Below are 21,028 nucleotides of genomic sequence, written 5' to 3'. Positions count from 1 at the left end.
CACCATGGCTATTCACTACACCGTTGACCAAAACGTTGCCATCATAAGCTGGAACATGACCAGCGCCCCGATGAATGTCTTGAATGACGAATCCATTCCAGAGTTTGAAGCAGCGCTGAAACGGGCTTACGAGGATTCGGCGATAAAGGGCATCATCATTACGTCGGATAAAAACGAGTTTGTGGCCGGTGCCGACCTGAAGATGATCCTGCGAAATAACGATAAAGATCCGGCCGGGATGCTAAAAGTCTCGTCGGAGCTGAACCGCATCTTCCGCGCTATGGAGACCTCCGGTAAACCCATCGTAGCCGCCATCAACGGCACCGCTCTGGGTGGTGGTTTTGAAATCTGTCTGGCCTGCCACTATCGCATTGCGATGGATACGCCGAAAAGCCAGATCGGCCTGCCCGAAGTGACCATCGGACTACTGCCCGGCGGGGGAGGCACACAGCGACTCCCCCGGATACTGGGTATGGAAGCAGCCCTGCCGCTGCTGGTAGAAGGCAAGCGGCTGCCCCCTAAAGAAGCCCTGCAGGCAGGCCTTGTCAATGACCTTGCCGCCGGCCGCGAAGAGCTTCTGAAAAAGGCAAAAGCCTGGATAGCGGCCAATCCGTCGCCCTTGCAACCCTGGGATGAGCGCGACCGCAAAACGGGTCAGATCGTCGGTAAAGATAATTTTAAGGTACCGGGCGGGGCTGTGCAGAGTCCCACGGGTGTGCGGGTTTTCAGTGGCGGCACGGCCATGCTGATGGATAAAACCCGCGGCAACTACCCCGCTCCGCTGGCGATTATGTCCTGTGTGTACGAGGGCTTGCAGGTCAACATTGACCGGGCGCTGAAGATCGAAGGGCGGTATTTTGTAAAAGTAGCCACCTCAAAAGTCGCGAAGAACCTCATCCAGACCATGTTTCTGGGCATGAATGAGGCCACTAAAGGAGCCGGTCGGCCTAAAGACGTGCCGCCGACGGAGGTAAAGAAGTTGGGTATTCTGGGCGCGGGAATGATGGGCTCCGGCATTGCGTATGTTTCGGCGCTGGCCGGGATTCAGGTTGTGCTGAAAGATGTCTCGGTAGATGCCGCCGAAAAAGGCAAAGACTACTCTCGTACCCTGCTGAAAAAAGGGGTTGAGCATGGCAAGGTAGATCCATTTAAAGTGGATGGTATCCTGAACCTGCTTCGGGCTACCGATCAGGCCGAAGACCTCCGGGGCTGCGACCTCATTATCGAAGCCGTGTTCGAGAACCGCGAGTTGAAGGCACAGGTGACAAAAGAAGCGGAGCCGATGCTGGCTGAAAACGGTGTTTTTGCCTCCAACACCTCTACCCTACCCATCACCGGACTGGCGCAGGCCTCGGCCAAACCCGACAACTTTATCGGCCTGCACTTTTTCTCCCCCGTCGATAAAATGCAGTTAGTGGAGATTATCATGGGTAAGCAGACGGCCGACTACGCCCTGGCTTTGAGCATGGATTACGTGAAGAAGATCCGGAAGACGCCCATTGTGGTCAACGACTCCCGGGGGTTCTACACCTCACGGGTATTCGGCACCTACACCGCCGAAGGTATGGCGTTGCTTAAAGATGGGGTCAATCCGGTGCTGATCGAAAATGCGGGCAGAGACGCGGGCATGCCGGTGGGACCGCTGGCGGTGACCGACGAGGTAGCGCTCGATCTGGTATATAAAATCTCCGGTCAGGCGGTAAAAGACGGAGTGCTGACAGAAGAAGACACCAGCTACCAGGTTGCCAAAATGTTTGTTGACCTGGGTCGGCTGGGCAAGAAAGCCAAAGCCGGTTTCTACGAGTATCCCGAAGCCGGCAAAAAACACCTGTGGCCCGGCCTGAGCGACCTGTTCCCGCTGCGTGAACAGCAACCGCCAATTGAAGAAGTCAAAAAGCGGCTGCTGTACCGGCAGGCTATTGAAACCGTTCGCTGCTTTGAGGAAGGGGTGATCCGCACCAGACTCGACGCCGATTTAGGCTCTATTCTGGGCTGGGGCTTTCCACCGTATACCGGCGGTACGCTGTCGTTCGTGGAATTTGTAGGTATTGATACCTTTGTGAGCGAATGCGACCGGCTGGCCGACACCTACGGCGAACGCTTCCGGCCAACCGAAAAGCTGCGGCAGATGGTGCGGGCGGGTGTTGAGACCGGGCAAGCTATAGGTTCTTAACCTCAACCGCTACGTTCGACTTGATTTTAATAAGCGCCTGCAGGCTATCCGGCCTGACAGCTATTTTCTGAGGCACAAACCTAAACTGACTCAGGTCAATATCTGCCTTACGACTGGCCCTGCTTCGGTCAAACGCGGCATCAATCTTCTGGGGGAGTTGGGCGAGCTCATCCCCCAGGGATATTTTCAGGAGCTTTTCCAGCAGGTCACAGACCTCCTCCTGTATGTCGGCTCCAATTTTCCGGGGCAATATAGATTTGGTCCCGGTTGCAAAGTCGAGGTTAGTCACACCCAGCGTATTCGTCAATGTATCAAAGCGCGGCCGCCCCTGTATGTAAACTGTGCCGTTGAGGAGCCCACTCAGTTCGGTCCGGATAATGAGGGCATGCTGCCCACCGTACACCGATGCTTCTTTGATGGAGAGTAAGCCCTTGGCCACTTTTACATCTTTTCCGTTCAACGCCTGCTGAAGCATCTCGTTGATGTCCTGGTACGGAATAGAACTCATCAGGTATAATTCCGACGTTTGCGAAAGGTCTGCCTTTTTCTGCAGTTGGGGCAGTGGCCGTTTCGAGGGGGCCGGCGATTCGCGTTGGAGCTCTGTTTCTGTTTCGAAAGTGATTTGCAGGGGTACGCTGATGGTTTCGTTGTTACCCCGGATCGGCCCCGCCGTGACACCAATGGGGTTTGGTATCAGCCAAAGCCCAAACTCACGGTTTATACGCAACGGTTTTTGAATATCCCGCCAGATGGGAGCTACCATTTTGTCGAGCCGTAAGTTCTCATACACGGCCGCATCAATGGCGGATTCGATCCGGGACTCATTGTTTTCCATGACCTTCTGCACAAAGTTTTCCATCGAAATTTTGATACCGAGCAGGTTGATTTCAGGAGGCTTTATCCATTCATAATCGGTAAACTTCACCTGACTGGCCAACCGCCAGTCTGACGATACGGATAAGGGACTTTGAAAACGAACCTTTAGGGAGCAAAACGGTCGTCCGGTCGTATCGCGGGACAGGGGCGTCAACAGCCAGATTTGCAGGGGAGCCGAGATCCGCACCTGTTGATTGGTGTACTGGGTCTGCACCGGCCCCGACCGGGTAATACGCAGCGAGAACAATTTCTTTTTGGCCTCTTCAATAGTTTTCGGACCAACCAGGACCGGATCAAGCTTTTCGTTGATTTTAGTTTCCAGTTCCCGAAGCCGGAAGCTCACCGGACCGGCCACATACGAGCGGGTAGTCGGAATGGGCAGATCGAAGCCTTCAGCCGGCGGAGGCTCCGGGTTTACGCGCTGGCAAGCGCAAACGAATAGTATTGTCCCATAAAGGAGTTGTCTGTTCATCTGTATGTACCTCCGTTTTCTAAACTGCCAAATGAGCCCGATGTTCCGGTCACGCTCATTAAATCCGGCGTCTGGCCACCTTTATCGTCTGAATACCTTGTATCTTGCCCTGTCGACTATTCGCTAAACCTTATGAAACGCATCTCCTTTTCACTTCTCGCTGTAGCGGCCATACTGGCGGTAACCGCACTTGGCGCTTTTCTGGCTGTCCGGAAGCCGGTTGCAAAACGTCCGCCCAACATTGTTCTCATTTTTATGGATGATCTGGGCTACGGCGACCTGAATGCCTACGGAGCTTATGGATATAACACCCCAAACCTGGACCGTCTGGCGATGGAAGGTATGCGGTTTACGCACTTCTACGCAGCCCAGGCGGTATGTAGTGCCTCGCGGGCGGCTCTGATGACGGGTTGTTACCCCAACCGCGTCGGCATTTCGGGTGCCCTGATGCCCTGGGCAAAAACAGGTCTTCATACGGAGGAGACAACCATTGCCGAACTGCTCAAACAGAAAAAGTACGCCACCGGCATTTTCGGCAAATGGCACCTGGGCCACCAGCGCGAGTTTCTGCCGTTACAGCATGGCTTTGATGAGTACTTCGGTCTCCCCTACTCCAACGATATGTGGCCCGTCTATTACGACGGCACAGCCTATAATCCGGCACAGCATCCTAACCGGGGTCAATATCCGGTGCTGCCCCTGATCGACGGGAACAACAAAGTGGAGGAAATAAAGACCCTGGAAGATCAGGCCCTGCTAACCGCCCGCTACACCGAACGAGCCGTTCAGTTTATCAGCAAAAATCGCAATCAGCCGTTTTTCCTGTACCTGCCGCACAGTATGCCGCACGTACCCATTGCCGCATCCAAACGTTTTCGGGGTAAAAGCGCGGTTGGGCTGTACGGCGACGTGATGGAAGAGATAGACTGGTCGGTGGGCGAAGTGCTGAACGCCCTGAAGAAGAACAAACTCGACGAAAACACCCTTGTTATTTTCACCAGTGACAACGGTCCCTGGCTCAACTTCGGCAACCATGCCGGTTCATCGGGTGGACTGCGGCAGGGCAAAGGCTCCAGTTGGGAGGGTGGCCAGCGGGTGCCGTGTATCGTGCGCTGGCCGGGCGTAGTGCCGGGCGGTGCCGTCTGCCACAAAATGGCCGCTACGATTGATATCTACACCACGCTGGCGGCTATTACCGGTGCTACCTTACCTGACAACCGCAAAATTGACGGTGTAAATATCCTGCCCCTGCTAACAGGTGATCTGGCGGCTACCCCCCGTACGCATTTCTTTTACTACTACAACCGAAATGACCTGGAAGCGGTGCGAAAAGATCGGTGGAAACTGATGCTGCCCCACAAAGGCCGTACGTATATGCAGCTACCAGGCAACGACGGATTTCCGGGGCCAACGCCGAACGATACCGTTCTCTTTGCCTTGTATGACCTGCGCCGTGACCCCGCCGAAACCTATGATGTGAAAGACCAGCATCCCGAGATTGTAAAACAGATGCTCGAACTGGCCGAAACCGCCCGGCAGGATCTGGGCGACGCCCTGACCCGGCGCGAGGGTGCCAATGTTTGCAAAGCCGGTTCCGTTGAAATGAGTAGCCAGTAACCGGCAGCAGAACATTCGGGTTAAATAGCACTTGTCAGACCAGAAACGTTACTTTCGCAAAGCCATTTCCCATTATCGCATGAACAAACAACGGTCACTCCTCTTTTTAGCCATACTGGCTACTACCACCAGCGCTTTTACCCAGCCTAAGACCAATTCATCCTTCGCTAAACTGCCCGAAGCCAACATGCCTCGCACCAGCGTAGAAGCCCATATTCGTTTTCTGGCGGCCGACGAACTCCAGGGCCGTAAAACCGGGGCATCAGGCAACATGGTGGCCGCCCGTTACATTGCCGAACAGTTCCGGCTGCTTGGTCTTAAACCAGCACCCGGCCAGACGGACTTTTACCAGACGGTTCCCTTACAACTTGTGAAGCCGACCGGTTCGGGTTCTTTAACCATTGGCGGCACCCCTCTCGAATTCAAGAAACAGTTTGTGGTCATTGCCGGTCCGCCGGCAGACCTCAACACGGAAACGGTATATGTCGGATACGGTCTTACCGAAGGAGCCGATGGGTACAACAATCGGAATGTAAACGGAAAAGTGGTGGTGGCTCAGGTGGGCTCGCCCGAAGGCGGAACCGGGGGTAGTATGCTGGCCGCTTCGCAGCAAAAGCGCCGGCTGGCAGCCGAGAAAGGAGCCGTTGCCCTGATTGAACTGTACACCAGCGGTACCATGCCCTGGGCCTATGTTACCCAGGCGCTTACCAACGAACAACTGTCGCTGGCTTCCGGTACCCAATCGCCGGCACTTCCCACCATCTGGGTCGATAACGCAAAAAATCAACTGGGTGCCTTGAAAGAATCGGGCCAGCCGGTGAGCCTCCAGACCTCAGGCCGGCCTTTAACGTCGGTCAACGCCGTAAACGTAGCGGGCGTAATCGAAGGCACAGATGCTAAACTTAAAAATGAATACGTAATGCTATCGGCCCACTTCGACCATATTGGGGTTGCCAAACCAGGTAGTCCCGGTTACAGCGAAACCGACAGCATTTTCAACGGAACGCGGGACAATGCGATGGGCGTGGTCGGCTTGCTTACTGCCGCCAAAGCCTTTAGCGAGCAGCCACCCAAACGGTCGATTATTATTGTGGCGCTGAATGGTGAAGAAATTGGTTTGCTGGGCAGCCGCTACTATGCCGAGCACCCGCTGGTGCCGCTGAACCAGACTATTTTTAACCTGAACATCGACAATGCCGGCTACAACGACACCTCCATTGTGTCGGTAATTGGGCTGGACCGCACCGGGGCCAAAGCAGATATTGAAGCCGGTGCCAAAGCTTTCGGGCTTAGTGTAGTGGGCGACCCGGCTCCGGAGCAGGGCTTATTTGACCGGTCGGATAATGTCAATTTTGCGGTCAAAGGTGTACCGGCTCCGACCTTCTCAGCCGGCTTTCGCACTTTCGACGAAGAACTGATGAAGTACTACCACCGGGTAGCCGATAACCCGGACACCATTGATTTCAACTATCTCCTGAAATTCTGCCAGGCGTATACCCATGCGGCCAGGCTGATTGCCAACCGGCCCACCCGCCCACAATGGAGTGCCGGCGATAAGTACGAACCGGCGGCCAAGGCGCTTTATGGCAGGTGATGGTTTGAGGTTTGAAGTTAAACAGGCGTCAGCCAACTTCAGACTTCAAACTACAGACTGTTCCAAGACTTCAAACTATTCCAGGATTTGTTACGTTTGTTATAATAGAAACGAATACCATCATGCTGATCAAGTATTTATTTATCGCCTTCCTGATCATTGTGTTTGTGCCGCCGGTGCGTCGGTTTGTGTTTTATCTGCTGGTTGGTCGCCAGTTGGTGAAAGAGCAGAAAAAGCAAACATCCCGCTCTGCGCCCGGTAAGGAAGGAAAAATCCGCGTCGACCATGTGCCACCCAACGCCAATGAATCCAAAATTCAGGGCGGTGATTATGTCGATTACGAAGAAGTGAAGTAACAACTGTTTTATAGAGCAAACGGGACGGCCGCCGGCCGTCCCGTTTGCATTCGAGGCTATTCGGTTTCCGGTCGGTAGCGAACGGCTACGCCTTCCAGAATATAGCCGTTCATGGTGGTTGAGGTATAATATTTGTACCGGACATTCACCAGCGCATCGGCCCCCAGTCGTTTGGCCTGAAGTGACAAACGGGCCAGTAGCAGTTCTTTCTCCTGCATATCTTTGCCCCGGCGGACCATGCGCCCGTCTTTTGTTCTCTGCGTTGGGTTAAGCGGGGTCTCCTCCTTCATCTCCAGGGCCTGTATCTCCATAAACGGACGATCGGGACGCTCATTTTCGTAGAAGATATCGACCGGGTAGCGCGGCTGGGTAGACAGGGGAATAATGGGCCGAAAACAGCCCGTCAGGCTTATCAGCAGCCCCAACATCCCAACTAATTGCTTAATCTTCATAAAGTGTCTGTTAGCCTAACCGCTGCAATACCTCATCCACTACCCTGGGGTAGTGCCGGTGTTCGAGTACCTGTACCTTCCGCGCTACTTCGTCCGGCGAATCCGTCGGCTCAACCGGGCAGTTAGCCTGAAATATAACCTGCCCTTCGTCGTACTGCTCGTTCACAAAGTGAATCGTGATCCCCGACTCAGCCTCACCGGCGGCTACCACGGCTTCGTGCACAAAATGGCCGTACATACCCTTTCCGCCAAATTTTGGCAGCAGGGCCGGATGAATATTGACAATCCGGTTGGGAAATGCCTGCACCAGCGACGCCGGTAACAACCACATGAAACCGGCCAGCACAATCAGGTCGATTCCCTGCTTCTGCAACAGACTGGTCACCTGGTCTGTCTGGTAAAACCCGGTGCGGTCGAAGAGCAGCACCGGGATGTGGAACCGCCGGGCCCGCTCGATCACCCCCGCCTTTGGATTGTTCGACAGGATCAGGGCTATTTCTATATCGGTACGGCCGGCGAAATACTCCGCTATTTTTTCGGCGTTGGAGCCGGAGCCGGAGGCAAAAATGGCAATGGAACGTTTCGGCACAAACTTAGCTGCTTGGTGGGGACCGGATGCCCGGCCGCTGCCGCTAAATTACGACTTTTCCTTATTTTTGCCGGAACCTCGCCGACGTTGCGCTAACTGAGCCTTTATGCTGACGACCCAACAGCTAACATTTTCCTATTCACCCACCAAACGATTTGCGTTTCCGGACATCCACTGTAACGACCGCGAAGCCCTGCTGATCCTGGGCCGTTCGGGTACGGGTAAAACCACACTGCTCCACCTGCTGGCACTTCTGCTGAAGCCCGAAAGCGGCTCGGTTGTCATCAACAATACCGACCTGACCCGGCTCAACCCCGCCGAAACAGCCGCCTTCCGGGCCGCCCACGTGGGCATTGTCTACCAGAAACCGCATTTTGTCAGCGCGCTGTCGGTGATGGATAACCTGCTGCTGGCCAACTACCTTGCCAACCAGCCGCCGACCCGTGAACGGGCCAGCCACCTGGCTCAGCAACTGGGCTTTGCCGATCATCTGGGCAGGAAAACAACGCAGATCAGCCAGGGAGAACAGCAGCGCGTGTCGATTGCCCGTGCCGTGATGAACCATCCGGGTGTTATTCTGGCCGATGAGCCTACTTCCAACCTCGACGACGAGAACTGTAGCCGCGTGGTCGAGTTGCTGCAAACACAATCAGAGCAGATCGGGGCCAGTCTGATCGTGGTCACCCACGATCAGCGCCTGAAAGATATATTTGCCAATCGCGTGCAATTGTAGAATCATACCCTTGTCTTTACACCAGCTATGCCCAGATTGATTCTGCTTCTGCTGCTCCCCTTTTTCGCGGTTGCCCAGAAGCCGTCGAAGAAAGATTATTTAGTTACCTTAAAAACCGATTTTGGTACGATGCACCTCATTCTGCACGACCAGACACCCAGGCATAAAGAAAACTTTGTAAAGCTGGTGGAGCAGAAATTTTATGATGGTCTGCTGTTTCACCGAATTATTGAGGGATTTATGATTCAGGGGGGCGACCCCAACTCCCGCTCGGCTGAGCCGGGGCAGCCGCTGGGGGGTGGTGATATAGGGTATAAAGTACCTGCCGAGTTTGTACCGGCATTATTCCACAAAAAAGGGGCGCTGGCGGCAGCCCGCGACAACAACCCCGAGAAGGCGTCGAGCGGCTGCCAGTTTTACATTGTGCAGGGCCGGGTGTGGGACGAGGAAAATCTGGCGAAGCAGATGGCCCGCAGCGGCCGTCCCTTTACCGAAGAGCAAAAACAGACGTATAAAACGCTGGGCGGCAGCCCTCACCTGGATGGCAACTATACCGTGTTTGGGCAGGTGATCAACGGCCTGGCGGTGGTTGACAGCATTGCCAAACAAGCTCGCGGCCCGATGGACCGGCCCAATCAGGATATTCGGATGGCACTGGCAGGCAAGTGGGTAAAGAAAAAGAAAATAACGAAGCAGTTCGGTTATCTGTACAATTAGCCGGCACATAAAACCTCCTCACACATGAATACTCAACACCGGATGGAAAAACGACGCATTCTGATTACCGGCTCCAACGGACTGCTGGGCCAGAAACTAGTAGACCTGCTCACCCGGCAACCCGACACAGACCTGATTGCCACCGCCCGAGGTACCAACCGGCTACCCTATACCGATGGCTACACCTACCGGGCGATGGACATTACCAACCGGCAACAGGTGCTGGAGGTCATTGCCGAAACCCGGCCACAGGTCATCATCCACACGGCCGCGATGACCAATGTAGATCAGTGCGAGTCGGAGAAAGACAACTGCTGGGCGCAGAATGTGCAGGCCGTCGAGTACCTGATTGAAGCCTGCCGGGCTAGCGATATTTTCCTGGTCCACGTCTCTACCGATTTTATTTTCGACGGAGCGGCCGGGCCGTACGATGAGGAGGCCGAGGCCAATCCCATCAGTTTTTACGGCTGGAGCAAATATGCCGCCGAGAAAGTAGTCATCCATTCGGATATTCGCTGGGCCATCGCCCGGACGGTGCTGGTGTACGGTATCGCCCACGACATGAGCCGCAGCAACATCATTCTGTGGGTGAAAAAGTCGCTGGAAGACGGCAAAGCCATCAAGGTGGTTACCGACCAATGGCGTTCCCCAACCCTGGCCGAAGACCTGGCGATGGGATGCTGGCTCATTGCCGATAAAGAAGCGAAGGGTATCTTCAACATCTCCGGCAAAGATTTTCTGACGCCCTACGAAATGGCCATCATGACCGCCGACTACTTCGGGTTAGACAAATCCCTGATCGCCCAGGCCGACGCATCTACCTTTACCCAACCTGCCCGGCGGCCACCCCGCACCGGCTTCGTTCTGGATAAAGCCGTATCGGTACTCGGCTATGCTCCGCATAGTTTTGAAGAAGGCATTGCCGTGCTGGCGGGACAGCTAAAGCCGGTACGTACCAACGAGCGTTAGCTCTCATTGCTCGTCCGCGATACAATCGCGGACGAGCGAAGCAGACACACCATCGATAGTTACTCCTCCTCCCCTTCGCCCTTGGTCAGTTCGGCTTCCAGCGGGTAGGCTCCTTTTAAAACCGTTTTCGATAAATCGGCCGGGCGGAGGGGGGTAATCTCCACCCGGCCCTGCTCGGCGGAGCCGATGCGTACCGGGATGCGCTTGAAGGTATTCGGACTGACTTCCACGTAAATAACACCCTCCTGTCCTTTGCGAACTACGGCTTCTTCGGGTAGGGTGGTGGCCTGGCGACTGCCGGTCAGGATACGGGCGTTCAGGTACATACCCGGAATCAGACGCTGCTCCTGCCGTTCGTCGGAGACATGGCCGTGAATGGTGATGGTATGGGCCTCGCCCTGAAACGCCTTGCCGACCAGGAAAACCGTACCCCGCACCGTCTCGGCACCCAGTTTGGCATCGTTGAGCAGAATAGTCTGCCCCTTGCGGACTTTAAACGCGTCGTTTTCGTAGACCTTTAGCTCCAAATGCATATGATCGCGGTTTATGACATCAAACAAAATATCCGTCGGCGAAACCTGCTGCCCGATATGCACATTGGTGGTGGTAACGTAGCCACTGACGGGCGAGGTAATGCGAATCACCGGCGATAGCTGCCCCTGTTGCAGAGCGGTCATGGCGGTACCCAGCGTACGGAGTTTCAGGTCGAGCGAACGTACCAGCGCCCGCGTGCTGCCGAACTCAGCTTCGGCCTGTTGTAAGCGCTTCCTAGCGCCCACGTCTTCGGCATTGAGCGTACGCTGCCGTTCCAGCTCCTGCTGCTGAAACGTAAGCTGGCTCACCGCCTGTAGGTAATCCTGCTGCATCTGAATGTAGTCCAGACTCTGAAGCGTGGCCAGCGTGCCACCTTTGGGCACTTGTTGCCCGGCCAGTACCGGCACGGTTTTCACGATACCCGCAATGGGTACGCTGACCGAGGCCATATACTGCGGGGGCACATCAACTACGCCATTGGCTTTAATTTCGTCGTTAACGGTGCTGATCTGGGCCGGGCCGGTCTGGATGCCAATTGCCGTGCGCTGTTCGGCGGTTACGGTGATCTGGTCGGCGGTGGGGGCAGCCTGGGCCGCGAGTGGGTCAGCATCAGGTTCTTCGGTTGTTTTGCCCGAACACGCTGCCAGCGTCAGGGCGGCCGCTACAATCAAGAGGTACTTCATAGTGAGGTGTTCGATTGAGATCATTGGTTGGTTTACGGCAGGGCCAGCAGGCTTTCGGCCTGAATCACCAGCGAGGTGTAGGTAAAAATGGTCGCCAGGTACTGCTCTTCAATCTGCCAGGCCTGCTGCACATTCTGGAAAAACTCAGTATAGTCCACCTCTCCGCTGCGGTAACTTTTGATAGCGGTTTCGCGCACGAGCCGGGCCTGCGGTAAGGCAAACTGGCTGAAGTACTGCAACGACGCCAGCAGGGTCTGCGCGTTCTGCTGCAAAATAGCCAACTGCCCCGAAAGCTGCCGTTCTGTGTACATCAGTTGGGTATCGGTCAGTTGCTCGTTGATACGGGCGGCCTGGATGCGGGATTTCTGCGCCCTGGCAAATACGGGTATCACCAAACCGGCCTGTAGAACCTGAAAGCCCAGCTCCCGGATGATGGACTGATTCTGGTAGCCGAACAGCAGATCAGGCTTCAGCCGCTGCCGCTCCAGATGCGTTTGCTGCCGGCTAACGGTGCGCTCCTGCTGAAGCAAGGCCAGCAAGGGGTTGCCGGTCAGGCTGGTATCGGCCAGCGGCCAGTCGCGCCGGAGGGCCTGCGTAGTGTCGATCCTGATACGGTCGGGGGTATTCAACAGCAACTGCAGGGCACGGGTGTGGGTTTGTATGTCGGCGCGGACCGATAGCAGCCGAAGCTGAATGGCCTGCGCCCGCGTTTCGGCACCCACGGCCTCCAGGCGGTTGGTCTCGCCGGTCTGGTAACGCACCGCAGCCGCCCGGGCGGCCACTTTGTACAGGCTATCCTGCCGTTGCAGCAGTTGAAAAGCCTGGTAGTCGTACAGCAGTTGGTAGTACGTCTGCTTTACCTGAGCGGTCAGGTCGTTCCGGTTCAGCGCCAGCCGGCGTTCGGCAGCAGCCGTCTGACTTTCCAGCACCTGCCGCTGTGCCCGGTACAGGCCCGGTAAACTCAGCGTTTGCTGGGTCGTCAGGATATAATCCGTCGGTTGGGCCTGCGTCTGACCAATCTGAAGCTCAACCAGTGTCTTTGGCGGGTCGAACGCCGTACCTACCAGCGCCCGCCGGCTTTCTACCTCCAGGCTGCTCCCCCGCAGCAGCAAACTCTGCCGCGACGCCATATCAATAGCCTGCCGGAGTGTGAGTACCGGCCCCTGCGCCCGCGCCGGTTGTCCGGCCCCGATCAGCAGCATACCGATCAGCAAGCCCAGTACCTTTGCCGGAGCAGGAATGGATTTAGGTTTACCCACCACCACGCTATACAGTACCGGCAACACAACCAGCGTCAGCAAGGTAGCAGTAATCAAGCCACCAATTACTACCGTCGCCAGCGGCTTCTGCACTTCGGCCCCGGCGGAGGTAGACAGCGCCATCGGCAGAAAACCCAGCGAAGCCACCGCAGCGGTCATGATAACCGGCCGGAAACGAACCTGCAAGCCGTGCAGAATCCGCTCGCGCAGGGCCAGCGCTCCTTCCTTTTCCAGTTGATTCAGATACCCAATGAGTACAATACCGTTCATCACCGCAACCCCGAACAGGGCGATGAAACCCACACCGGCCGAAATACTGAACGGCATATCGCGCAGCCAGAGGGCCAGTACTCCACCCACGGCCGCCAGCGGAATCGAGCTAAAAATCAGCAGCGCGTACCTCAGCGAGTGGAAGGTGGCGTACAGCAGCAGGAAAATCAGGAACAGGGCAATAGGTACGGCCAGACTGAGCCGGTCTTTGGCCTGCTGTAGATTCTCAAACGCGCCACCGTAGGTGAAGTAGTAACCGGCCGGCAGGGCTACCCTCGACTCCATGCGCTGTTTGATGTCGTTGACGACACTCTCCACATCGCGGCCCCGGATGCTGATACCGATGGTAATCCGGCGCTTGGTGCCGTCGTGCGAAATCTGCGCCGGGGCCTGCTGGTAAACAACCCCCGCCAGTTCGGCCAGGGGTACGCTGCCGCCTTCGGGCAGGCCTACATACAAATCACGCAGATCGGTAATATCTCCCCGGTGGGCGCTGTCCAGCCGCACCACCAGGTTGTAGCGCCGTTCGCCTTCGAAAACGGTGCCGGTAGCCTCCCCGGCAAATGCCGAGCGGATCAGCCGGTTCACATCGGCGATAGCGATGCTATACTGCGCCAGTTTAGCGCGGTTGTAGGTTACGTTTATCTGCGGCAGCCCTACCGTCTGCTCCACCTTAACGCCCGCTACACCCGGTACTTTTTCGATGATGCGGGCGCAGTCGTTGGCACGGTCGAAGAGCGTTTGCAGATCATCACCGAAAATCTTCACGACCACATCCGACTTCACACCTGTAATCATTTCGTTGAAACGCATCTGAATGGGCTGGGTAAACTCCGACGACGTTCCGGGTACTTCGGCCGCCAGCACCTGGGCCATTTTATCGGCCATCTCCTCCCGGTTTGCCGCGCTGGTCCACTCCGAGCGGTCTTTCATGGTAATCATCAGATCGGCCATCTCCACCGGCATCGGGTCCGTGGGGATTTCCGACGCGCCGACGCGCCCGACAATCTGTTTAACCTCCGGAAAATGCGTCATCAGCGCCCGTTCTGCTTTCAGCGTGGCATCAATGGTGGCGGTCAGCGATGTACCCGAAGGGGTCCGGAAATCAATGGCCATATCGCCTTCGTCCAGCGTGGGAATGAACTCACCACCCAGGCGGCTAAAGAGCCACAGACTCACCACAAACAGCAGCACAGCGGTGCCAATGGTTGTTTTAGGCCAATGCAGCGCCCGGCGTACCAGCGGCTCGTAACGTTTATATAGTCCGCCCATCAGCCGGTCGGCCAGGGTCTGTTTGGGGTCAATGGTCTTGGGCAACACCAGCGAGGCCATCATGGGTACGTAAGTAAGCGACAGGACGAGGGCCGCCAGAATGGCGAAGCTCACCGTCATGGCCATCGGCCGGAACATCTTGCCTTCAATGCCGGTCAAGGCCAGCACAGGCAGGTAAACGGTCAGGATAATGATTTCGCCAAAAGCCGCCGACCGCCGAATGGCCACCGCCGAATCGAACACGGCCCCATTCATCTCCTCCTGCGTAAGGGTAGCCCCCCGGAACCGCCGGTCGCCATGAAAATGGTGCAGCACGGCCTCTACCACAATAATGGAGCCGTCGACAATCAGTCCGAAGTCGATGGCTCCGAGGCTCATCAGGTTGGCCGAGATACCCAGCGTCTTCATCATACCCAGGGTAAAAAGCATCGCCAGCGGAATTACCGAGGCCACAATCAAACCGGCCTGCCAGCTACCCATCAGCAGCAACAGCACGGCAATCACAATCAGACCGCCTTCTACCAGGTTCCGGACCACGGTACTGATGGTCTTGTCGATGAGTTTAGTGCGGTCGATGAACGGCACAATTTTCACCCCTTCCGGCAACGACTGCTGAATGCGGCTGATGCGCTGTTTTACACCTTCGATGGTCGTTTCCGAATCCGCTCCCTTCAGCATCAGCACAATCCCCCCGACGGCTTCACGCTCGCCGTTGCGGGTCAGGGCCCCAAACCGCACCGCATGACCGTACCGCACGGTAGCCACGTTGCCGACGCGGAGCGGCAGGCCATTAGCCGTACGGACAATGGTATTTTCAATATCTCCTAAATCGCCGACCGTACCTTCTCCCCGGATAAAGTACGCCTGGCTGTTCTTTTCGATATAGCTGCCGCCGGTATTGGCGTTGTTGCGGTTCATGGCGTCGGCCAGGTCGGTGAGCGTCACCCCGGCCGCCCGCAGCCGTTCGGGGTCGGCGGCTACTTCGTACTGCTTCACGTAGCCGCCAAAACTGCTGATTTCGATAACGCCGGGTATACCCGCCAGCTGCCGCTTCACAATCCAGTCCTGAAAACTCCGGAGGTCGGTAAGGCTGTAGCGGCCTTCATAGCCCGGACCTGGAACAAGCGTGTATTGGTAGATCTCACCCAAGCCTGTGGTAATGGGAGCCAGAAAAGGCCGGCCGTAAGCCGCCGGAATATCCTGCTCAGCGGTACGTAACTGCTCGGAAACCAGTTGGCGAGCCTTGAGCATATCGGTTTCTTCCGAAAATACGAGGGTCAATACCGATAGTCCCAGCCGCGACACCGACCGGATTTCCTCTACGTTCTGGAGGTTAGCCATTGCCAGTTCGAGCGGGGTCGTAATAAACCGCTCCGTTTCCTGAGCGGCCAGGGCGGGGGTTTGGGTAATCACCACCACCTGGTTGTTGGTAATATCGGGCACGGCATCGACCGGCAGATTCCAGGCCGAGTACCCTCCCCAGGCAATCAGCGCCACCACAAAGGCCCCGATCACCAGTTTGTTCTGAATACTAAATCGGATAATAGCGTCGAACATGACGGATAGAATGAGTTTACGGAAAGGCAAAAACAGGCCCTCCTCCGTTAAAAAGTAAGAAAAAAAGCGTAATCGGCTCAGCAACGGGGAGGTTGCAACAGGCAGAAGGACACCTGCCGGGCGTTCCAGGAGGGTACGCCGAAGTACGGCGTAGATTGGATAAAGATAGCTATTAATTCATGCGACCAGGAGAATACCGGCGCAAATACAAACCCGCCGGCACCGCTATCGAACGAGGGCAGCCGACTATGGTTATGATGGGGCGATTTGTGGTGATGGGAGTCGGAGGCATAATGCATAATCAGGAAATCCAGGAAACTCAGCTCCTGCCCCAATTCCTGCTTATGCTCCTGATAATGGGTCAGCAACGCCGATAACCGAACCGACTGATCCGCGCCCATGCGCGGCACCATACTGCTCGTCAGCAGCAACAGGCTCAGCACAAAGGCCAACAGGCGTTTCACAACCGGCATTCGTTTGGTTCGTTACTCAAATTTACAAACATCCGGGCCGGAATAGTTCTCTAAGTGACTGAAAGAGCGCAATTTATAATTAGTAGAAATAAACAGACGCTGTCACACCGTTTCTACCGGAGCAATAACATCGGCAGTTCGTTTGGGCGGGATATAATGGCGGAAGAAGCTTTGAATTTTCATCTGAATGACCCCGAAAACGGCTTCCTTGAAAATCCGGGTCGACATTTTAGAAACGCCTTTTGTGCGGTCGGTAAAGATGATTGGTACTTCGGTGAGGGTGAAGCCGTATTTCCAGCAGGAGAATTTCATTTCGATCTGGAAGGCATAGCCGACAAAGCGAATCGGGTTCTGCAATATCGTTTCCAGGACCTCGCTGCGGTAGCAGATAAAACCGGCAGTTGGGTCCATAATAGGCATACCGGTGATAAACCGCACATATACCCCGGCAAAGTACGACATCAGCACGCGGCCCATCGGCCAGTTTACCACATTGACGCCTTTGATGTATCGTGACCCAACCGCCACATCGGCACCCTCCCGGGCGCAGGCGTGGTACAGCCGCACCAGGTCATCGGGGTTGTGCGAGAAATCGGCATCCATCTCGAAGAGATAGCGGTAGCCCCGCGCCAGCGCCCATTTGAATCCGTCGATGTAGGCGGTACCGAGCCCCAGTTTGCCCCGGCGCTCCAGCAGGTGCAGATGGCCCACAAACTCATCCTGGAGCATACGCACGCACCGTGCCGTACCGTCGGGCGACCCGTCGTCAACAATCAGCACATCGAAATGCGTCGGCAGACTAAACACCTTCCGGATGATGGCTTCAATGTTCTCGATCTCATTGAATGTCGGTATGACAATTAAACTCTCTTTCACAATGACGGTAGCGCGTTATTGGTGTTGCTATAAACAAAACAGTCTTTGTCCTGGAATAGTACCCTCTAACCACAAAATAGCACGTTTTACCCCATACTTTTTACATCATTTAACATCTTTTAACCTCACATCGCCTTGGCTGTACTATCCGGCTTTGTCTCCTGCAGATTTTCGACCACCTGCTTATAAATTTCCTCCATCAGCTTTGGCTGCGCCGAGTAGTAGGTATAACTCTGGTTGTACGCAGCTGTATCAACCTTGTGCTTCTTAAAGATGTCGCGCTCCAGCCGCCTGTATACAATCGCCGATGAGTCTGACGAGCCAAGCGCCAGTTTGCTGACCCTGGCTTCGGCCAGGTGAATATCGGTCAGAATCTCCACCATCGTTTCCTTCGGTATCAGGTTGGCCGGTGGTTTATCAGTTAGCGGCCGGCAGTTCAGGACCAGCAGTAAAAGGCCGATCCACACCCGGCTTTTTATAAGTTTTATCAGGTTCATGCCACTCCCGGTCTTTTCGTCGTTATTTTTGTCTGACAGTAGTCCGACAAAGTTCGGTATTTCTTCCGCAGCATGGATGAATTTTTAGCCCGGCTCCGCAATTTCGAAATCCGTATCCGAAAAGCCGTTAACTCGCAAATGCGGGGTAGCTTCCGCTCGGTATTCAAAGGAACGGGTCTGGAGTTTAGCGATTTGCGGTCGTATCAGTACGGCGATGATGTGCGGGCCATCGACTGGAACGTGTCGTCCAAGGGTCACGGCACCTTTGTCAAAGTATTCCGGGAAGAAAAAGACCAGACCGTTTTTTTTGTGGTCGATGTAAGTGCGTCGCAGGAAGTAGGCAGCCAGCAGCGGTCGAAACTGGATACCACGCGGGAGGTTTGTGGCGTATTGGCGATGTCGGCCATCCGCGAAGCCAGCCATGTGGGCATGTACTGCTTTTCGGACCAGAAGGAGAAATATATTAAGCCATCGAATACGCTGAAGCAGGGCTACCAGCTTATTATGACCCTGTTCAAGCTTAAACCTGAATCGGTCAAAACCAACCTGAACGATGCGCTGCTGTTCACACTCAACGTGCTGAAGCGCCGAAGTGTGGTCATTCTCCTCTCCGATTTCATCGATCAGCAGTATGAGCACAGCCTGAAAGCCCTGGCCCGCAAGCACGATCTGGTGGTGATACACATGTACGACAAGCGGGAAGTTGACCTGCCCGCGCTGGGCATTATTCCGGTATACGATGCCGAAAGCCGGCGGACGGTCTGGGTCAATACCTCCTCGCGCAGCCTGCGGCAAAACCTGCGTACCTCGTTTGAGCAAAACCGCGCCCGGCTGGATCGGCTCTGCAAGCAGTATAAGGCCAATTACCTGGCGCTGGATGCGCAGCAGGACTTTGTGCCCCAACTGGTGGAGCTGTTCCGAATCCGGAAATATATATAGTTACCCGGTAGAATGGCTTGGCAAGCCAAATTTTGCTATTTTTAGCCTGTGGACCGTAAACTTGTATTAATTACCCTTTTTGGCTGGTTACTGACCCTGTCGCTCTACGCGCAGCAACTGCCCGGCAGCAGTATGGTCATTGCCACTCCCCGCCCAGACGGCCATTTTCTGACCGATTCCTTTGAAGTGGGGCGTCCGTTCCGGTACTCGCTGAGTGTCCGGCATCCGGCCCATCAGGAGGTTATTTTTCCGGATACAGCCCGGCAGTTCGCCCCTTTTATCGTCCGGGGTTTAGCCGTGTACCCAACCCGAACCGATACCACCGGTAGCCTCGACAGCGCGGTGTACACCCTGGTATCCTTCGGAACGGCATCGGCTTATCTGTTGCGAATGCCGGTCTACCTGGTCAACCCTACCGACTGCACGGCACTCTGGGCCTCCACAGATACCGTTTTTCTGCGTTCGGCCCTGCAGACCAGCCGCCTGGATACGCTTCAACTGGCTACCATAACCGCGCTGGCCCCCGTTAAGCAGCAGTTCAACTATCCGTACCTGCTGATGGCCCTGCTCGTTGCCGCGCTGACGGCCGGCATCGTGTACTCGATTTTTGGGAAAGCTATCGAACGCCAGTGGGCCTTATACCTGCTGTACCAGCGGCATATGCGTTTCCTGCGCAATTACAACCGGCTCATTCGGGGCATGGACCCGGATACGGCCGCCGACACGGCCAACCGGATGGTGGTATCCTGGAAAATTTACCTGCAAAAGCTCCGGAATCAGCCGTTTACCTCCCTCACCACGCGGGAAATTGTTGAACAGATGGCCGACGACCGACTGGCCGACGCCCTGAAGGAAGTTGACCGGATGGTGTACGGCGGCACCTTTTCGCCCCAGTCACAGGCGGCTCTGCGGGTGCTGCGCGAAGTAGCTACCCAGGCTTATTACCGGCGCCGGGAAACCATAAGACCAACGGTACCGCCGGCGGCCCCCCTGGTACCAATATCCCAGGCTTCACCGGTAGCGGTAGCAGAGCCGGAGGCCACCACTACCCAACCGGTATAGCATATGGCACCCTGGTTTTCGTTACGCTGGTTTACACCCGGTCAATGGCAGCAATTTCACTTCGACCATCCGCTGGCGCTGTACGCTATTCCGGCCGTGCTGCTGCTGTTTGGGCTGCGGTATCTGCTGCACCGGGGAGCCGGGCAGCGGCTGAGCCTCTCCTTTTCGCCCCGGACCTCTCCGCGTCGCGACCTGCTGGATTCAGTCCTGAACCGGTTGCGGTATCTGCTGCCGCTGAGTGCGTTTATGGCGGTAGCGCTGATTCTGGTGGCCCTGGCGCGGCCGCAGATTATCCGGGAGCAAAAAGAAAATCAGTCGGAGGGTATCGATATTATGCTGGCAATGGACGTATCGTCCTCCATGACTGAAAAAGACCTGAAGCCCGACCGGCTGACGGCCGCCAAGCGGGTAGCGCAGACGTTCATCGCCGACCGGCAAAACGACCGCATCGGGCTGGTTATCTTCGCCGGCGAAGCGTTCTCCCTATGCCCCTTAACCACCGACAACGCCCTGGTAAAGCAATACCTGAATCAGGTGAACCACCACATCATCCGGACCTCCGGCACGGCCATCGGCGATGCCCTGGCCCGCTGCATCAACCGGATGCGCGAATCACACGCCAAAAGCAAAGTAGTCATTTTGCTCAGCGACGGCGACAATACCGCCGGTAGCCTGGACCCCATTACAGCTGCCCGGCTCGCCAAAGCATTTGACATCAAGGTATACACCATCGTGATCGGCCGGCCGCCCAAAGGGGCCGCTTCTGCCACACAAACAACAGATGAAGGCATTCTGAAAACGATAGCCTCTATCAGCGAAGGCAGCTTTTACCGCGCCGGCGATGTTGGCAAACTCCAGCGCATTTTTGCCGAGATCAACCGCCTGGAGAAAGCCCCCGTCCGGACGCAGGTTTATCAGGACGTACAGGATTACTACCGCGTCTACCTCTACTGGGCGCTGGCATTCCTCCTCTTAGCCCTGCTGCTGAAGAATACTATTTTCGGGAATATCCTGGAAGACTGAGTTTAACGATGAATGATGAATGGGGCTGACGCATT

General features: G+C 55.8%; 18 protein-coding genes. 10 read left to right on the top strand and 8 right to left on the bottom strand.

Annotated elements, in window-relative coordinates; genetic code table 11:
* Nucleotides 1-4 precede the first annotated feature (4 nt).
* Nucleotides 5-2,173: a 3-hydroxyacyl-CoA dehydrogenase NAD-binding domain-containing protein gene (locus tag ABD931_RS12405; RefSeq protein ID WP_345267505.1), complete on the top strand. Its 2,169-nt coding sequence runs from the start codon at nucleotides 5-7 to the stop codon at nucleotides 2,171-2,173.
* Here ABD931_RS12405 and ABD931_RS12400 read toward each other — a convergent pair.
* The gene (locus tag ABD931_RS12400; RefSeq protein WP_345267503.1) at nucleotides 2,160-3,521 is read right to left on the bottom strand and encodes a DUF4403 family protein; all 1,362 of its coding nucleotides are present in this window, start codon (nucleotides 3,519-3,521) and stop codon (nucleotides 2,160-2,162) included. The genes ABD931_RS12405 and ABD931_RS12400 overlap by 14 nt on opposite strands.
* A gap of 132 nt (nucleotides 3,522-3,653) precedes the next feature.
* Between ABD931_RS12400 and ABD931_RS12395 the strand changes: the two genes are divergently transcribed.
* The 3 genes from ABD931_RS12395 (at nucleotide 3,654) to ABD931_RS12385 (ending at nucleotide 7,088) form a co-directional block, all read left to right on the top strand.
* On the top strand, nucleotides 3,654-5,138 hold the full coding sequence (locus ABD931_RS12395; protein WP_345267501.1) for a sulfatase family protein: 1,485 nt from the start codon (nucleotides 3,654-3,656) through the stop codon (nucleotides 5,136-5,138).
* Between the two features lie 79 nt (nucleotides 5,139-5,217).
* Nucleotides 5,218-6,732 carry a M28 family peptidase gene (locus ABD931_RS12390; protein ID WP_345267499.1) on the top strand — a complete coding sequence of 505 codons (1,515 nt, stop codon included), beginning with the start codon at nucleotides 5,218-5,220 and terminating at the stop codon, nucleotides 6,730-6,732.
* 122 nt (nucleotides 6,733-6,854) lie between these two features.
* Nucleotides 6,855-7,088, top strand: coding sequence for a DUF4834 domain-containing protein (locus ABD931_RS12385; RefSeq protein ID WP_345267497.1), 234 nt, complete (start codon nucleotides 6,855-6,857; stop codon nucleotides 7,086-7,088).
* A 56-nt stretch (nucleotides 7,089-7,144) separates the two neighbouring features.
* Here the strand turns inward: ABD931_RS12385 and ABD931_RS12380 are convergent, their stop codons facing one another.
* Nucleotides 7,145-7,540, bottom strand: coding sequence for a hypothetical protein (locus ABD931_RS12380; RefSeq protein ID WP_345267495.1), 396 nt, complete (start codon nucleotides 7,538-7,540; stop codon nucleotides 7,145-7,147).
* Between the two features lie 10 nt (nucleotides 7,541-7,550).
* Nucleotides 7,551-8,129: a phosphoribosylglycinamide formyltransferase gene (gene purN / locus ABD931_RS12375; RefSeq protein WP_345267493.1), complete on the bottom strand. Its 579-nt coding sequence runs from the start codon at nucleotides 8,127-8,129 to the stop codon at nucleotides 7,551-7,553.
* A gap of 106 nt (nucleotides 8,130-8,235) precedes the next feature.
* Here purN and ABD931_RS12370 point away from each other — a divergent pair, with 106 nt between their 5' ends.
* The 3 genes from ABD931_RS12370 to ABD931_RS12360 are packed head-to-tail and all read left to right on the top strand — an operon-like array spanning nucleotide 8,236 to nucleotide 10,548.
* Entirely contained in the window at nucleotides 8,236-8,862 is a 627-nt protein-coding gene (locus ABD931_RS12370; RefSeq protein ID WP_345267491.1) for an ABC transporter ATP-binding protein, read from the top strand.
* Between the two features lie 27 nt (nucleotides 8,863-8,889).
* Complete coding sequence (locus tag ABD931_RS12365) at nucleotides 8,890-9,579, top strand: peptidylprolyl isomerase (protein WP_345267489.1); 690 nt, start codon at nucleotides 8,890-8,892, stop codon at nucleotides 9,577-9,579.
* 24 nt (nucleotides 9,580-9,603) lie between these two features.
* Nucleotides 9,604-10,548, top strand: coding sequence for an SDR family oxidoreductase (locus ABD931_RS12360; RefSeq protein ID WP_345267487.1), 945 nt, complete (start codon nucleotides 9,604-9,606; stop codon nucleotides 10,546-10,548).
* 59 nt (nucleotides 10,549-10,607) lie between these two features.
* Here ABD931_RS12360 and ABD931_RS12355 read toward each other — a convergent pair whose 3' ends face one another.
* The 5 genes from ABD931_RS12355 to ABD931_RS12335 all read right to left on the bottom strand — a co-directional run bounded on the left by ABD931_RS12355 (nucleotide 10,608) and on the right by ABD931_RS12335 (nucleotide 17,969).
* On the bottom strand, nucleotides 10,608-11,765 hold the full coding sequence (locus tag ABD931_RS12355) for an efflux RND transporter periplasmic adaptor subunit (RefSeq protein WP_345267485.1): 1,158 nt from the start codon (nucleotides 11,763-11,765) through the stop codon (nucleotides 10,608-10,610).
* Nucleotides 11,766-11,797: 32 nt separating this feature from the next.
* A complete protein-coding gene (locus tag ABD931_RS12350; RefSeq protein WP_345267483.1) occupies nucleotides 11,798-16,123 on the bottom strand; it encodes a CusA/CzcA family heavy metal efflux RND transporter in 4,326 nt (1,441 codons plus the stop codon).
* A 77-nt stretch (nucleotides 16,124-16,200) separates the two neighbouring features.
* The gene (locus ABD931_RS12345; RefSeq protein WP_345267481.1) at nucleotides 16,201-16,596 is read right to left on the bottom strand and encodes a hypothetical protein; all 396 of its coding nucleotides are present in this window, start codon (nucleotides 16,594-16,596) and stop codon (nucleotides 16,201-16,203) included.
* 102 nt (nucleotides 16,597-16,698) lie between these two features.
* Nucleotides 16,699-17,472 (bottom strand): polyprenol monophosphomannose synthase, encoded by a 774-nt coding sequence (locus tag ABD931_RS12340; protein WP_345267478.1) that lies wholly within the window; start codon nucleotides 17,470-17,472, stop codon nucleotides 16,699-16,701.
* A gap of 125 nt (nucleotides 17,473-17,597) precedes the next feature.
* Complete coding sequence (locus tag ABD931_RS12335; protein ID WP_345267476.1) at nucleotides 17,598-17,969, bottom strand: DUF4296 domain-containing protein; 372 nt, start codon at nucleotides 17,967-17,969, stop codon at nucleotides 17,598-17,600.
* Between the two features lie 72 nt (nucleotides 17,970-18,041).
* On the opposite strand from ABD931_RS12335, the gene ABD931_RS12330 reads away from it, so the two are divergent.
* From ABD931_RS12330 to ABD931_RS12320, 3 genes are read left to right on the top strand one after another with little or no spacing between them, the layout of a single operon-like run.
* Nucleotides 18,042-18,908, top strand: a complete 867-nt coding sequence (locus tag ABD931_RS12330) for a DUF58 domain-containing protein (protein ID WP_345267474.1) — start codon at nucleotides 18,042-18,044, stop codon at nucleotides 18,906-18,908.
* A 48-nt stretch (nucleotides 18,909-18,956) separates the two neighbouring features.
* Nucleotides 18,957-19,970: a hypothetical protein gene (locus ABD931_RS12325; RefSeq protein WP_345267472.1), complete on the top strand. Its 1,014-nt coding sequence runs from the start codon at nucleotides 18,957-18,959 to the stop codon at nucleotides 19,968-19,970.
* A gap of 3 nt (nucleotides 19,971-19,973) precedes the next feature.
* Nucleotides 19,974-20,993 carry a VWA domain-containing protein gene (locus ABD931_RS12320; protein WP_345267470.1) on the top strand — a complete coding sequence of 340 codons (1,020 nt, stop codon included), beginning with the start codon at nucleotides 19,974-19,976 and terminating at the stop codon, nucleotides 20,991-20,993.
* The last annotated feature ends 35 nt before the right edge of the window (nucleotides 20,994-21,028 follow it).

Source organism: Nibrella viscosa (genome assembly GCF_039541875.1).
GTDB lineage: Bacteria > Bacteroidota > Bacteroidia > Cytophagales > Spirosomataceae > Nibrella > Nibrella viscosa.
Note: the sequence above shows the minus strand (reverse complement) of the source record. Positions and strands in the feature narration are given on the sequence as shown.

What these genes read in the sequence shown, in the direction of transcription:
- ABD931_RS12405 (WP_345267505.1), top strand. Translation starts at nt 5, where the DNA reads ATGGCTATTCACTACACCGTTGACCAAAACGTTGCCATCATAAGCTGG.
- ABD931_RS12400 (WP_345267503.1), bottom strand. Translation starts at nt 3,521, where the DNA reads ATGAACAGACAACTCCTTTATGGGACAATACTATTCGTTTGCGCTTGC.
- ABD931_RS12395 (WP_345267501.1), top strand. Translation starts at nt 3,654, where the DNA reads ATGAAACGCATCTCCTTTTCACTTCTCGCTGTAGCGGCCATACTGGCG.
- ABD931_RS12390 (WP_345267499.1), top strand. Translation starts at nt 5,218, where the DNA reads ATGAACAAACAACGGTCACTCCTCTTTTTAGCCATACTGGCTACTACC.
- ABD931_RS12385 (WP_345267497.1), top strand. Translation starts at nt 6,855, where the DNA reads ATGCTGATCAAGTATTTATTTATCGCCTTCCTGATCATTGTGTTTGTG.
- ABD931_RS12380 (WP_345267495.1), bottom strand. Translation starts at nt 7,540, where the DNA reads ATGAAGATTAAGCAATTAGTTGGGATGTTGGGGCTGCTGATAAGCCTG.
- ABD931_RS12370 (WP_345267491.1), top strand. Translation starts at nt 8,236, where the DNA reads ATGCTGACGACCCAACAGCTAACATTTTCCTATTCACCCACCAAACGA.
- ABD931_RS12365 (WP_345267489.1), top strand. Translation starts at nt 8,890, where the DNA reads ATGCCCAGATTGATTCTGCTTCTGCTGCTCCCCTTTTTCGCGGTTGCC.
- ABD931_RS12360 (WP_345267487.1), top strand. Translation starts at nt 9,604, where the DNA reads ATGAATACTCAACACCGGATGGAAAAACGACGCATTCTGATTACCGGC.
- ABD931_RS12355 (WP_345267485.1), bottom strand. Translation starts at nt 11,765, where the DNA reads ATGAAGTACCTCTTGATTGTAGCGGCCGCCCTGACGCTGGCAGCGTGT.
- ABD931_RS12350 (WP_345267483.1), bottom strand. Translation starts at nt 16,123, where the DNA reads ATGTTCGACGCTATTATCCGATTTAGTATTCAGAACAAACTGGTGATC.
- ABD931_RS12345 (WP_345267481.1), bottom strand. Translation starts at nt 16,596, where the DNA reads ATGCCGGTTGTGAAACGCCTGTTGGCCTTTGTGCTGAGCCTGTTGCTG.
- ABD931_RS12335 (WP_345267476.1), bottom strand. Translation starts at nt 17,969, where the DNA reads ATGAACCTGATAAAACTTATAAAAAGCCGGGTGTGGATCGGCCTTTTA.
- ABD931_RS12330 (WP_345267474.1), top strand. Translation starts at nt 18,042, where the DNA reads ATGGATGAATTTTTAGCCCGGCTCCGCAATTTCGAAATCCGTATCCGA.
- ABD931_RS12320 (WP_345267470.1), top strand. Translation starts at nt 19,974, where the DNA reads ATGGCACCCTGGTTTTCGTTACGCTGGTTTACACCCGGTCAATGGCAG.